10 protein-coding genes and 1 pseudogene are annotated in these 13,299 nt (G+C 71.7%); 4 read left to right on the top strand and 7 right to left on the bottom strand.

Going from position 1 to position 13,299, the window contains the following annotated elements:
* Positions 1 to 78: 78 nt before the first annotated feature.
* Both G4D86_RS15360 and G4D86_RS15365 read right to left on the bottom strand, forming a co-directional pair.
* Positions 79 to 1,278, bottom strand: a complete 1,200-nt coding sequence (locus G4D86_RS15360) for a GNAT family N-acetyltransferase (protein ID WP_163994147.1) — start codon at positions 1,276 to 1,278, stop codon at positions 79 to 81.
* A gap of 254 nt (positions 1,279 to 1,532) precedes the next feature.
* The gene (locus G4D86_RS15365) at positions 1,533 to 2,327 is read right to left on the bottom strand and encodes an acyl-CoA desaturase (protein ID WP_163994149.1); all 795 of its coding nucleotides are present in this window, start codon (positions 2,325 to 2,327) and stop codon (positions 1,533 to 1,535) included.
* Between the two features lie 207 nt (positions 2,328 to 2,534).
* Between G4D86_RS15365 and bioA the strand changes: the two genes are divergently transcribed.
* Positions 2,535 to 3,866, top strand: a complete 1,332-nt coding sequence (gene bioA, locus G4D86_RS15370) for an adenosylmethionine--8-amino-7-oxononanoate transaminase (RefSeq protein WP_163994233.1) — start codon at positions 2,535 to 2,537, stop codon at positions 3,864 to 3,866.
* Positions 3,867 to 4,069: 203 nt separating this feature from the next.
* On the opposite strand, the gene G4D86_RS15375 is transcribed toward bioA, so the two are convergent.
* Positions 4,070 to 5,173 carry an AI-2E family transporter gene (locus G4D86_RS15375; protein ID WP_163994151.1) on the bottom strand — a complete coding sequence of 368 codons (1,104 nt, stop codon included), beginning with the start codon at positions 5,171 to 5,173 and terminating at the stop codon, positions 4,070 to 4,072.
* A gap of 177 nt (positions 5,174 to 5,350) precedes the next feature.
* Here G4D86_RS15375 and G4D86_RS15380 point away from each other — a divergent pair, with 177 nt between their 5' ends.
* Entirely contained in the window at positions 5,351 to 7,264 is a 1,914-nt protein-coding gene (locus G4D86_RS15380; RefSeq protein WP_163994153.1) for a S8 family serine peptidase, read from the top strand.
* 86 nt (positions 7,265 to 7,350) lie between these two features.
* On the opposite strand, the gene G4D86_RS15385 is transcribed toward G4D86_RS15380, so the two are convergent.
* Positions 7,351 to 7,875 (bottom strand): phage tail protein, encoded by a 525-nt coding sequence (locus tag G4D86_RS15385; protein ID WP_163994154.1) that lies wholly within the window; start codon positions 7,873 to 7,875, stop codon positions 7,351 to 7,353.
* A 447-nt stretch (positions 7,876 to 8,322) separates the two neighbouring features.
* Between G4D86_RS15385 and G4D86_RS53805 the strand changes: the two genes are divergently transcribed.
* Positions 8,323 to 10,683: a DUF7151 family protein gene (locus G4D86_RS53805; protein ID WP_163994156.1), complete on the top strand. Its 2,361-nt coding sequence runs from the start codon at positions 8,323 to 8,325 to the stop codon at positions 10,681 to 10,683.
* 112 nt (positions 10,684 to 10,795) lie between these two features.
* Here the strand turns inward: G4D86_RS53805 and G4D86_RS15395 are convergent, their stop codons facing one another.
* Positions 10,796 to 11,323, bottom strand: a complete 528-nt coding sequence (locus G4D86_RS15395; RefSeq protein ID WP_163994158.1) for a GNAT family N-acetyltransferase — start codon at positions 11,321 to 11,323, stop codon at positions 10,796 to 10,798.
* Positions 11,324 to 11,488: 165 nt separating this feature from the next.
* Here G4D86_RS15395 and G4D86_RS15400 point away from each other — a divergent pair, with 165 nt between their 5' ends.
* Entirely contained in the window at positions 11,489 to 12,010 is a 522-nt protein-coding gene (locus tag G4D86_RS15400) for a hypothetical protein (RefSeq protein WP_163994160.1), read from the top strand.
* A 486-nt stretch (positions 12,011 to 12,496) separates the two neighbouring features.
* Here G4D86_RS15400 and G4D86_RS15405 read toward each other — a convergent pair whose 3' ends face one another.
* Together G4D86_RS15405 and G4D86_RS52105 are read right to left on the bottom strand one after the other, a co-directional pair.
* Positions 12,497 to 13,105 carry a hypothetical protein gene (locus tag G4D86_RS15405; protein WP_205519580.1) on the bottom strand — a complete coding sequence of 203 codons (609 nt, stop codon included), beginning with the start codon at positions 13,103 to 13,105 and terminating at the stop codon, positions 12,497 to 12,499.
* Positions 13,102 to 13,299, bottom strand: a pseudogene (locus tag G4D86_RS52105) (ISNCY family transposase); the annotation flags it as partial. The pseudogene G4D86_RS52105 and the gene G4D86_RS15405, both read right to left, overlap by 4 nt.

Raw genomic sequence — 13,299 nt, forward strand, 5'->3', positions numbered from 1 at the left:
TTCACAACTTCGTTAAGAGGGGGGACCGCCTCGGGGCTGACAATCCGGCCCGGCCCGGGGCCCCCCGGGCTCCCCGGCTCAGGTACCGGTGGCTCCCCCGGCGGCCGGGCTGCCGGCCAGGGGCCAGGGCTTGAGGCCGCAAATCTTCTCCGCCTCCTCGACGGCCGGAGCCAGGCGCTGGTGCTCACGGTGCAGGAAGCTGCGCACCGCGCCGTCCAGTCGCTTGTCGAACAGGAGGTGCGCGCTGTGCACGGCGGTGGGCTCGAAGCCGCGGGAGACCTTGTGCTCGCCGCCCGCGCCGGGCTCGAAGACCTTGCGGCCCGCGCGGATGCAGTCGTCCACGGAGTGATACAGGCACACGTTGAAGTGGAGGAAGGGGTGCTCCTCGAAGGCGCCCCAGTAGCGGCCGTAGAGCCGCTCCCGGGTGGCCAGGTTGAAGGCCCCGGCGATGACCTTCGGGCCCTTCACCGCCTCCACCATCTCCACGGCGTCGGGTAGGTCCCTGAAGACGCGGGCGAAGAAGTCCGGGGTGAGCTGAATCTGGCCCCAGGCGTGGCGCTCGCAGGTGGAGGTGTAGAAGCCGTAGGCGCGCTTCGCGTGGGCCTGTGTCAGCTCTCCGCCGCGCACGGTGCGCAGGGCGATGCCCTGGGTGGCGGCGGCGCCGCGCTCGCGCTTGAGCTGGTTGCGGCGCTTGGAGTCGAAGCGGGCCAGGTAGTCGTCGTAGCTGCGGTAGCCCGGGTTCTTCCAGTGGAACTGGAGGGTGATGCGGCGGGCGAGCCCCTCGCCCTCGAGGAAGTCCGCCTCTTCCCCGGTGGGGTAGAGGATGTGGACGGAGGAGCAGCCGGACTCGCGGGCGCTCTCGGTGGCGGCGGCGAGGAGGGCGCGGCGCAGGGCGGGCACGTCCTCGCCGGGGGCGATGAGGAAGCGCGGCACGGTGGCGGGGGAGAGGGGGCCGCCGACGACGAGCTTCGGGTAGTACTCCACGCCGAGCCGGGCGGCGGCATCCGCCCAGCCGAAGTCGTAGATGTACTCGCCCATGCTGTGGAACTTGCGGTACGCGGGCGCGGCGGCGACGAGCTGCTTGCCGCGCCACAGCGTCAGGTGGTGCGGCGCCCAGCCGGTTTCCTCGGTGGCGCTGCCGCTCTCCTCCATGGCCGAGAGCCACGCGTGCCGCACGAAGGGGGGCGCGTCGGGGCCGGTGAGCGCGTCCCAGGCGGCGGCCGGGACGTCTGTCACTGCTTCGAGGATGCGGAGGCGGAGCGAGGTGTCGGCGGGCACGGGGGCTCATTTAACGCGAGGCCCTGGCCCGTGCTGCGGACTGACTGCCCGGTCCGGTGCCGGGCGGACAGCGGGTGGGGGGCCTGCGCCCGTCCCAAGGTGGCCCGCGCGGCCGGCCAGCATGCCGGTGGGCGCGAACGGTGGAAGGGGCGGGGCGGTCCGCCCCCGGGTCCAGCTCAGGCGGCCCGCGCATCCGGCCAGTATGCCGGTGGGCGCGAGCCGCGGAAGGAGGGGCAGGGCCCCCTCCGGAAACATCAGGCGGCCTGGGCCGTCCCGGCCTCGCGAGCGGTCTCGCGGGGCTCCGGCCACACGGCGCGCTGCGGGGTGGCGATGCGGATGACGCCCAGCTTCGCCAGCACGCGCATCACCTGCCACGTGGGGTCCACCTCGAACCTGCGGGCCGCGAAGTTCGGGCTGCTGCCGTACTTGTGGTGGTTGTTCTGGAAGAGCTCACCCATGCAGAGCACCTCCACCGGCAGCGTGTTGCGCGACTTGTCGGTGCTGTTGAAGTTCCGGTAGCCGTACTTGTGCCCGCACCAGTTGACGATGGCGCCGTGCACCGGGCCCATCAGGAAGTGGATGGGCAGCAGCAGGAACTGCCAGGGCGACGTGGCGAAGGCCACGTAGAAGCCCGTGTAGAGCGCCACCCAGCCCAGCGTCGCCCACCACGAGGTGCGCAGCGTGTCGTCCACCAGCGGCCACTCCGGGTAGCCACCCAGGAAGCGGGCCTCGGGCTGACCGCGCCCGGCGCAGTAGTCGTCGTAGCGCTTCTTCGTGTGCAGCATCATCCGCGCCACGTCCTTGAAGAAGTGCGGGGAGTGCGGGTCCTTCTCCGTGTCGGAGAACGCGTGGTGCTCGCGGTGGAGCACGGCGTACGCGCGCGGCGACAGGTACGAGGAGCCCTGCACCAGGTACGTCAGCAGGTGCACCGCCCGCTCCGTGCGTGGCCCCATGGTGTACATGCGGTGCGCGGCATAGCGGTGCTGGAAGAAGCTCTGGAAGAAGACACAGAGCAGCCAGTGCGAAATGAAGAAGGCGATGACGACCATGATGTGTGAAGGAACACCCCCCATGTCATGGCAGCGTCATGGCCGGCCCCGAAGGACGTGACAGGGGACGGCGGAGCGGGCCCTGGCTTCAGGTTTCCATCAGAAGAACGCGGAGCCTCCCCGCGTGACGCACGGTGCCGTGGCCGTGTCTTTCCGGTACGAGGCACTCCGAGGAGCAGCAACCATCCCATGACCGGGAGCACACGCGTGGAACGGGCGGACATCGTCAGGTCGGACAAGGGACACGTCTGGCACCCCTACACCGCCATGGAGGCGTACATCGCGGAGACGGACCCGATGGTCGTCGCCCGCTCGGAGGGGCCGTACTTCTGGGACGTGGACGGCCGGCGGTACCTCGACGCCAACGGCTCCTGGTGGGTGTCCACGCTGGGCCACCGCCACCCACGGCTGGTGCGCGCTCTCACCGAGCAGGCGGGCAGGCTTCCGCACGTCTCGCTGGCCGGCGTCACGCATGAGCCGGCGGCGTTGCTCGCGGCGGAATTGGCCGCCATCGCCCCGGGCGCGGACCGGGACTCGCTGCCTTCGGGCGAGCGGCTGTCGCGCGTCTTCTTCTCCGACAACGGCAGCACGGCGGTGGAGGTGGCCATCAAGATGGCGGCGCAGTACTGGGCGCAGAACGGGCGCCCTGGCCGCTCGCGCTTCATCACCCTGTCCGGTGCGTTCCACGGCGAGACGATTGGCGCCACCAGCGTGGGCGGCGTGCCGCTGTTCCGCGAGGTGTTCGGTCCGCTCCTCTTCGACGTGGTGCACGTGCCGTCTCCGGCGGAGGAGGGCGGCTGGGAGCGCGCCTTCGAGCAGGTGCAGGCCGCCCTGCGCGCGCACCCGGACGAGATTGCCGGCGTCATCCTGGAGCCCGTGCTGCAAGGGGCCGCGGGCATGTTGATGTACTCGCCGGACTTCGTGCGCGCGGTGCGCGAGGCCACCCGAGAGGTGGACACCTTCCTCATCGCCGACGAGGTCTTCACCGGGCTGGGCCGCACCGGCGCGCGCTTCGCGGTGGACCTGGCCGGCGTGGTGCCGGACCTCTTGTGCCTGGCGAAGGCGCTCTCCGGCGGGCTGCTGCCGTTCGGCGCGACGCTCGCGTCCGAGCGCGTCTTCTCCGGCTTCCTCGGTGCGCCGCAGCGGGCGCTATACTACGGGCACTCGTACTGCGGGAACCCGCTGGGCGCGGCGGTGGCGCGCGAGGTGCTCGCCGTGTACCGCGACGAGGACGTGCTCGGGCAGGTGGCGCGCAAGGCGCCGCGCATCCGGGCCGCCTTCGAGCGGATGGCCGAGACGATTCCGGGGCTCGTGCGCCCGCGTGCGCTCGGCATGGTGGGCGCGGTGGACCTGGGTGGGGGCGGCTATCTCGCGCGCGGCGGTTGGCGCGTGTACGAGGCGGCCCGGCGGTGTGGGCTCTACCTGCGGCCGCTGGGGGACACCGTGTACATCGCCCCCGCACTCAACATCCCGGACGCCGCGCTGGACGAGTTGCTCACGGGCGTGGAGGCGTCACTGCGCGAGGTGGCGGGAGGCTGAGGCGGGCCGCGCGGATGCGCCAGTCATCCGCGCACCCGCTGGAGCCGGCGCCGGACACTCGACTGGCACACCCCCGCCGAGGTATTTGCCCGGGCCGTTGCGATGACCGGTTGAGAGCGCCGCCGCACAAAACCCCCGACATTTCCGAACAGCACGGTCTCGGCGCGCTTCCGGGAGGCGCCGCCCGCTGCCTGCTCCTCACCTCACGCCGTGTCCGGAGGGGCCGGGGCCTGACTCGCCGCGCCCCGGCGCTCCTTGCGGAAGCTCAGCACCTCGCGGGTGATGATTTGCGCGGCGGCCGCGACGGGCACCGCCACCACCGCGCCCACCACCCCGGCCAACTCCGCGCAGAAGAGCACCGCCAGCAGGACGATGAGCGGGTTGACGTGCACCGTGCGCCGGAAGACGAGCGGCGCCAGCACGTTCCCCTCCAGCTGCCCGTACAGCACGAAGTACAGCATCACCCCGAGCGCCATCCACATGCCGCCCGTGGCCCACGTCAGCAGGGTGATGAAGCCGCCGGCAATCAGCGGCCCCGCGTACGGCACCATGCTGGAGAACCCGCTGACGATGCCCAGCGGCAGGAAGTACGGCACCCCCAACACGGCCAGCACCGTGGTGGTGAGCGTGGCGTTGACGGTGCAGATGAGCGTGAGCCCGGCCAGGTAGCCGCCGGTGGCCCGGTACACGTTGCGCAGCACGCGCACGTAGCGCAGCCGGTGCTCGGGCCCCGACAGGTCCAGCAGCCGCTTCAGCATGCCGCCGCCGAACGCCAGCATGAAGCCCACCAGGAAGAACACGGTGAGCGCTCCGCCCGCCAGGCCCACCACCCCGCCAATCGCGAGCACCAACAATTCCGGCAGCGTCGTCCCCCCGGCCAGGCGGGACGCGGCGTCCTCCGGCTTGCGCGGCCAGCCCAGGGTGGAGAGCCGGCTGCTCACCAGCCGGAAGACGCGCGAGTCGCGCAGCTCCGCCCAGAGTTGCGGCCACTGCACCACCAGCGCGTCCACCTGCGCCACCGCGGCGGGCACCACCAGGAGCGCCAGCGCGGCAATCGCCGTCAACAGCCCCAGCATCACCACCGCGATGGCCAGCATGCGCGGCAGTCCCTTGCGCTCCAGCCAGGACACCCCGTGCTCCAGCGCGAGCGCCAGCAGGATGGCGATGCCCGTGAGGGTGAGCGCCACCGTCGTGCGCATCACCAGCGCCACCAGCGCCACCACCGTGAGCACGGCGAAGCACACGGTGAACGCCGTCTTCAGAGTTACCTGCGAAGGCTGCCTTCCCACTTCACGCTCCGCGGTCATCTTCCTCCCGCGCAAAGGGTCGGCATGCACCTGTGGAAAAACCATACCCACCCACGCCGCTACGGACGCGGAGGTGTCCGACACAAGACGTCCGTGGCGTGGCGATCCACTCGCAACGGCAATGCACAACATCTTCATGCCCGGATGCACCGGGCCTCGTTCGCCGGGGTACTCCACATGAAGCGGTTGAAGTCGCTGGGCTGGGCCGTCACCACCTGTGCCGCACTGGGCTGTGGCTCGGGGCAGCCGTCCGAGACGGTGTCCCCGTCGGCCGAGGCCGGCTCGGTCCGCGCCGCCGCGAGTCGCGCCTCGAAGAAGATTGTCGAGTCCCCGACGGCCGTCGCCCCCAGCGCCTGCACCGCGCTCTACTCCACGCCGCAGGCTCAGTCCGCGCTGACCCAGGCGGTGGTGGACCCGGGGCTGAAGGCGGACGGCACGACGCGCACGCTCATCCTGTCCTTCAACACCGACGAGGCGCTGGCGCCCGCGGTGACGACGCTGTCCGGGCTGCTGGGGCTGCAGGTCGGCAAGGGGCTGGGCACGCTGAAGGCCCTTCCCATGGTGGTGGTGAAGCTGCCCGTCACGCCGCTGGTGCTGACGCTGCTGCGCACGCAGCTCCAGCCGCTGGGCCTGCTCTCCATCTACGAGGACCGGCCGCTGCAGTACTTCCTGGACCAGAGCGTGGCGTACATCGGCGCGGACACCGCGCGCACCGCCTTCCAGGCCACCGGCTCCGGCATCGGCGTGGGCGTCATCGACTCCGGCATCGACGGCACGCACGGAGACTTCCCGAACATCGCCCGCAACGTGAAGGTCGTCGCCCCGGTGTCGGGCGTGCCGGTGGGCGGCGCGCTGTACCTGGACGTGCCGGACAGTGACTTGACGAGCGGCCACGGCACGCACTGCGCCAGCACCATCGCCGGCTCGGGTGCGCGCTCCGGTGGCAAGTACCAGGGCGTGGCGCCGGGGGCGACGCTCCTCGGCGTGGGCGCCGGCGAGGCCATCAGCATCCTCTACAGCGTGCAGGGCTTCGACTTCCTCCTGCACCCGGACGTGCGCGAGACGCACAACGTCCGCGTCATCTCCAACTCGTGGGGCACCACCGGCCGCTTCGCGCCGTTCAACCCCATCTCCATCGCCAGCAAGCGCGCCTACGATTTGGGCGTCGTCGTCGTCTTCGCCGCGGGCAACGAGGGCCCGGACGCGGACACGCTCAACCCGTACAGCGCCTCGCCGTGTGTCATCTCCGTCGCGGCCGGCACCGCCAAGGACACGATGGGGGCCACCAACCCGCTCGTGAGCCAGGACCTGCCCGGCGCGCTGGCGGACTTCTCCAGTCGTGGCGTGCCCGGTGACGCGCTCCACCACCCGGACATCACCCTGCCCGGGGTGAACATCGTCGCGGCGCGCGCCACCAGCGGCAACCCGGCCATCGTCCCGCCGTACCTCGGCCTGGACGCGCTGCACCCGGAGCCCTTCTACGCGTCCATCTCCGGCACCTCCATGGCCACCCCGCACCTGGCCGGCGTCGTCGCGCTGATGCTGGAGGTCAACCCGGCGCTCAACATGGACGGCGTGCTCGCCGCGCTCACCTCCACCGCGAAGCCCATGTTCGCGAAGAACGCGGACGGCACCCCGCGGCAGCTCGAGCTGTGGGAGGTGGGCGCCGGCTACGCGGATGCGTACGCCGCGGTGCGCGTCGCTTCCGAGACGGCGGGCACTCGCTACACCACGCAGACCACCGCGCTGCCGGGCTGGACGGGGAACGTGGACACCAGCATCAACATCCCCGTCGCGGACGTGACGCTGCTGGCCGCCGAGGACAACCACAGCGTCGTCGTGCCCGAGGGCGCGAGCGCGCTGCGCATCACCACCGACTGGGGCAACCCGGCGTTGGATCTGGACATGAACGTCTACGGGCCCAACGGCGAGCTGGTGGGCTCCAGCGCCAACGGCACCTCCACCGGTGAGTCGGTGTCGATTCCGCATCCGGTGGCGGGCACCTGGCGCGTGCAGCTCAAGGGCTTCCTCAACACGCCCACGCAGTACACCGGCACCGCGGCGGTGGACCGGCTGGTGCCGCTGCCGTAGTCCCGCCGCATAGAGGGGGAAACGTCCGGCGCGTCCTGCTCTCCGTCAACGGGGAGCGGGATGCGCCGGGTTGTTTCAGGAGGACTTCAGTTGCGCGACGGGTAGATGCCTTCCAGTGCGATGATGAAGTTGATGCACGTGAAGGGCGACATGTTGTTGTGGGGCTGGCTGCCGCCGGCGACGCCGATGGCGGCCGGGTTCATGGTGCCGTCGATGGGCGCCGCGCGGTAGTTGGTGATGGCCGCGGTGTTGTCCGCCGCCAGCACGGTGCCGACCGGAGTCTCCGTGTCGCCGTTCTGGCTGCTCACGTTGAGCGTGTGGTTGTGCGCCGGCATCTGCGTCGAAATCAGCGTCACCGTCTCGCTACCGCCCTGCTCGCCCAGCGTGCGCGGCGAGAGGCCCGGGCCCTGGCCGGGCTGCATGGGATAGCGGCCCCGCAGGTCCGGCAGGGCGAACGTCGTCTGCCCGTTGCCGCCGTACGTGGTGCCGAGGATGGAGAAGAGCGCGGTGTTCTGCGCGATGGAGAGGATCTGCCCCTGGCAGAACGCCCAGCCGCGCGGAGCGAAGTTCCCACCGAACATCATGATCTGACCAATGAATGGCTCGGACACGTACACCTTCCTTGAGTTGAGGAGCTTGATGAGTTGAGGAGCGTTGCAGACGCAGCAGAGACGCAGCAGAGCACGTCGGCTGCTCGCTGAGCAAAGGACCGGCCACACGCTCGAAGTCGGGATTCCGGGCGTCGTGATGCGTCACCTCCCAGGGGAGTGCGTCGCTCACGCGTGTGTCGCGTCGTGTCGCTGCGTCCGGCTGAGACGCAGCTGCGTTCATCGAGGACGGCGGGTTGGATTCAACCCATGTCGCGGCCGGACGCGTCGGGTCCAAACGCAACCGCGTTCCAAAGGGACGCGCAGGGGGGGGATGGCTCTCCGGGGTCAACTCGATACACAATCGCCTCATCATTGCTGAAGCACGCGCGCGGCGACCCCTGACCGCGATCTGGCGTGGGGCTTGCTCTGGCCCCCGGCACTGAGTCCCACGATGAGGAGATGCACTAGATGGCTCGACTGAACTGGCAGCGCCCCGCGCATTGGACATTCTTGAAGGCACTTCCGCTGGCGGCACTGCTGGTGCTGTCGGGATGTGACGAAAGCAAGGAGGGCCCACAGGGCCCACAGGGTCCCGCCGGCGCGCGCGGCCCGCAGGGTGAGCAGGGCCCCGTTGGCCCCGCTGGAGCGGACGGCGCCGACGGCGCGGCCGGAGCTCCGGGCGCCCCGGGTGAGAAGGGCGACAAGGGAGACACCGGTCCCGAAGGTCCCGCGGGTCCCGCGGGCGGCCCTCGCGGTGACACCGGCCTGGGCGCGCTGGTGCGCACCACCGCGGAGGCCGCTGGCGCCAACTGCGCCACCGGCGGCGTGCTGTTCGAGGCGGGCGTCGACGCCGACCGCGACGGCGAGCTGGACACCAACGAGGTGGACGCGGACCTGACGCGCTACGTGTGCAACGGCTCGCAGGGCGACCGTGGCCCCGCCGGTCCGGAAGGTCCGATGGGTCCGCAGGGCCTGCGCGGCGACCAGGGCCTCCAGGGCCCGCAGGGCGACACCGGTCCCCAGGGTCTCAAGGGTGACACGGGCGATGTGGGCCCCGTCGGTCCGCAGGGCGCCACGGGTCCCCAGGGCGTGAAGGGCGACAAGGGCGACACGGGCGCCGTCGGCCCCACCGGCCCGCAGGGCGCCACCGGGCCCCAGGGCCTCCAGGGTGACAAGGGCGACAAGGGCGACAAGGGCGACACCGGTTCCCAGGGCCCCCAGGGTCCCCAGGGTCCGCAGGGCAACGTCGGCCTGAGCGCGCTGGTGAACACCACCGCGGAGGCTGGGGGTGCCAACTGCGCCACCGGCGGCGTGAAGCTGGAGACGGGCATCGACGCCAACCGCAACGGCACGCTGGACGCGGGTGAGATCAACGCCGCGCTGACGCGCTTCGTGTGCAACGGCGCTCAGGGTCCCCAGGGCATCCAGGGTCCGACGGGCGCGACGGGTCCGCAGGGCGCCACCGGTCCGCAGGGTCCCCAGGGCGTGAAGGGCGACAAGGGCGACACGGGCGACATCGGTCCTCAGGGTCCGCAGGGTCTCCAGGGCCCGCAGGGCAACACCGGTGCGCAGGGTCCCACCGGTCCCATGGGCCCCCAGGGTCCCATGGGTCCGCAGGGTCCGCAGGGCGCGGCCGGTCTCCACTCGGTGGCGGCGACCGCCGCCGAGCCCGCGGGCGCCAACTGCGCCACGGGCGGCGTGCGGCTCCAGTTCGGCTCGGACGCCAACAGCAACGGCACGCTGGACGCGGGTGAGGTCAACGCCGCGCTGACGCGCTACGTGTGCAACGGCGCCCAGGGTCCCCAGGGCATCCAGGGTCCGGCGGGTGCCACGGGCGCGACGGGTCCGCAGGGCGCGACGGGCGCGACGGGCGCGACGGGCGCCACCGGTGCTCAGGGTCCGCAGGGGCCCGCGGGCTCGACGGGTGTCTTCGGTGACGGCTCGGGCGGTGCGTTCACCGTCAACTCGACGACGGACCTCACCACGGTCGCTGGCTTCAACAGCCTGGCCGGCCGGCAGCACCTGCAGTTCACCACCGTCACCATCAACAGCACCCTCATCGTCCCGAGCGGCACGGTCATCCGCGCCACGGGGGACTTCACCGTCAGCAGCACCGGCAGCATCATCGTGGCGCCAAGCGCCGAGGACAACGGCGCGGGGCCCGCGGAGGCGGGCGTGGCCCGTGCCCCGGCGGGTGAGCCCACGGCGGGCCGTGGACTCTATCCGCTCCAGGCCGCCCAGCTCGTGCGGCCCGGTGTCATGGGCGGCGGCGCGGGCGCCAAGGCGTCCGGCGTGCAGTTCGGCCAGGGTGGCGGCTCGCTGGTCGTCATCGCGCAGGGCACCATCCGGGTGGTGAGTGGCGGCGCCATCAATGCCAACGGCGACGCCGGTGGCAGCGGTGCCACCGTTGGCAACCTTCCGGGTGGCGGCGGTGGCGCGGGCGGTGTCGTCGTCATGGTGGGCAAGACCGCCATCACCGTGAGCGGAGCCATCCGGGCGGTGGGCGGCGGTGGCGGCGCCGGCAACAACGCGGGCGGCGCGGGCAAGGGCGGTGGCGGCGGCGGCGGCGGTGGCATCATCCACCTGCTCTCCTCCACGTCCCCGGCGGTGACCGGCACCATCGACGTGAGCGCTGGCGCGGCGGGCGCCACCGCGAACCCCACGGGGGCCAGCCAGGCCATCACCGCGGGCGGTGGCGGCGGCGCGTGCGGCGGCAACGGCGGTGATGGTGCCTCCGGCACCCTCACGGCTCCCGCGCCGTCCCAGGCGGGCGCGGCCGGGTACAGTCTGTCGACGGTGGTGCCCGCCCCGGAGAACATCTTCCTCTAGTTCCCCCCGAGTCGTCCCCTGACGGCACACGGCGGCCCGCGAGCAATCAGCTCGCGGGCCGTTCGTGTTTCAGGCGCATGCCGCGTCTTCTCGAAGCCCGGGCCCGGGAGCGTCAGCCCCCGCGCGGCCCCGGCAACCACTCCATGGCGAGGTACGGGTCCGCGTCCGTCATCGGAGCCGGGGTCGCCGGTGCCGACGCCGGCTCCGGCCGGAAGCCGAGCCGCTCGTACAGCGCGCGCGCCGGGCTGGCGGAGAGCACGCGCAGCCGCAGCGGGACGTGCGCCTTCGCGGCCTCGTCCAGCAGCTCGCGCAACAGCCGCGTCCCCACGCCCGCGCGCCGGTGTGCCGGCAACAGGGCGATGTCCACGAGGCGCCACTCCTTCACGCCGCGCGCCACCAGCAGTCTCCCGGCGGGCGCGCCATTCACCAGCACCACCCGGTGGTCCGCTCCGGCGTACCGCGTGGCCCAGTCCCGGCCCTGCGCCATCCACTGCATGCGCAGGAAGGTGTCCCGCTGCGCGGGCGCCCAGCCCCACATGGCCACCTCGCCCTCACGCGTGCTCGCGTACAGGGTGAAGAGGAACGCCTCGTCCGAGGCGGAGGCGGGGCGGAGGGTGACGGGCAAGGTGGCGCGAAGCATGGACTCCCGGGCAACCCCGCGTCCACCACCGCACTCACCCCACCCGCCGCGTCCTCCACCCGACGGCGCGGGCCGTCAGCCGTCAGCTCCGACACCCCGGGATTCACCGCTCAGACGTCAGACCCGGATGGGAGCCTGGGGGCACTTTTCATTCAGGAGCACGCCATGAAGAAGACGCGAGACGAGGAGCTGACGCTGGCCCTCCAGGAGGCCCGCGAGACGGAGGCACGGTGGCGGGGGCTGGCCGCGCGGCTGATGGAGCTGGGGGACGACGCCATGGACGCGCAGCTGCTGGTGGCCTTCCGCGCCGCGCGCGAGGAGGGCGTGGTGCCGCCGGACGCGGGCTTCTTCCTGGTGGCCCACATCCTCACCGCCATGGCGGACGAGGCCATCGCCGAGGACCCCCGCGTGCGCCGGCTCACCCGCGAGCTGGACTTGATGGAGGCCGAGTACGGCGTGGGCGACGGCGTCTGGCGCGACGACGAGGAGACGCCCGAGGACTGGGAGGCCCTGTGCGTGGAGTACGAGGTGGCCTGCGACATGGCCCGCGCCACCTTCTTCCGCGCCTACGGCGAGGAGGACATGGCCCGGCTCTACATGGAGGACCGCCTCTGCTTCCACCGCCGCTTCGAGAGCGGGCGCCGCTTCTTCCACGGCCTGCCCATGCACCCCGAGCACCTGCACTGAGCCGGGGCACCGCACTTCCGGGAAGATCCACGGGAAGGTCCGTTCCACTGCCACCGGCGCGAGCTCCGGTGTGGGAGTCCGCGCTGGCAGGGGGTGGGGACGGGCCTGGGGGCTCGTCCCCACTCTCGCCTTCATCCTCTCAAAGCCCAGCAGTTTCGCGGACATGGCGAGGGGGGCCTCGCGCATCCATGGCGTAATCTTACCGTGACGAACGTGTCAATTAGCTGAGCTTCAGGATGGCGCAATGCGCTGTTGGTGAAGGTGCTTGCCTCCCTCTGGCGTTTTCCCCTGGCACACCCTATTCCCGCGCTCGCTTCGGGCGGCGAGGAGTGGTGGCGGGAAGGATGTCAATGCATACCATCGGTGTAGAGACTCGAAACTCCAAGGCGAGTCTCTAGCAGCCTCCGGGCTGCACGGCGGCGCGCGATTCCAGCAGTGAAGTGTCCCCTCCAAGGACCTGGAACCGCGCGCCGCCGCTCTTTTTTTCTACACCGGCAAATATGGCCTGAGCTCCTCTTCGATGCCTCTGAGGTAGGCGTCCGGGTCGGCGCGGAAGCGTCGGCCCATGATGCGAGGGACGCGCCGCGCTTCAAGCTGGGCGCGTAGCCGCCGCCAGTCGTCGAGGTCCCCAGGCGCCAGGTGGGGGCCATCGAGTTCAGGCAGCAGGTGGGCCGAGGCGATGGCCGGCAGCCGTACCCCGCCGCGCACGACGAGGCCGGCGCTGCCGCGCACCCGGCCCGAGGCACGCCGCTCGTGGTAGCGGCAGGTGCCGAAGAGGTGCTCCAGGTCATTGTCGGTGCGGGGCAGGTCCGGCACGTCGTAGCAATGGAATAGGCCTTTCCAGTAGCGGCGAGTTTCGAGGAGGAAGTGGGCGAGGGCCTGGCGGATGACGCCCCGGTGATGTCGGCGCGTCCAGCGCACCAGGGCGGCCAGCAGCGCGGCGAGCCGGCGTCGCACCCCTGCGGCGTCCAAGCCGGGCTCGTTCTGGAGGATGGCTGCGGTGCGCTCCACCCACCGGTAGGCCTGCGCAAGGCCGGGCCACATGCAGGCCGTGGCCTTCAAGGCGTTGCGCAGCACCGCATGCAGGCGGCTCAACTCCGGTGGGCAGGCCCCCCTTTTGACACCCGCTCCAAGCTCTTCTCGATGGCGCCCAGGCGTCGGTGTAGCAGCAGGCCGGAGGGGTTGAGGGGCGGGCGGTGGTCGTCGGTGAGCGCGCTCCTGACCGCCGCAGCATAGGCGCGCGTGGCGCGGGCGCCCGCGTCCTGACGGCCTTCCACGGCCCGTTCGAC

The organism is Pyxidicoccus caerfyrddinensis, assembly GCF_010894405.1.
In the GTDB taxonomy this organism is placed as follows: Bacteria; Myxococcota; Myxococcia; order Myxococcales; family Myxococcaceae; genus Myxococcus; species Myxococcus caerfyrddinensis.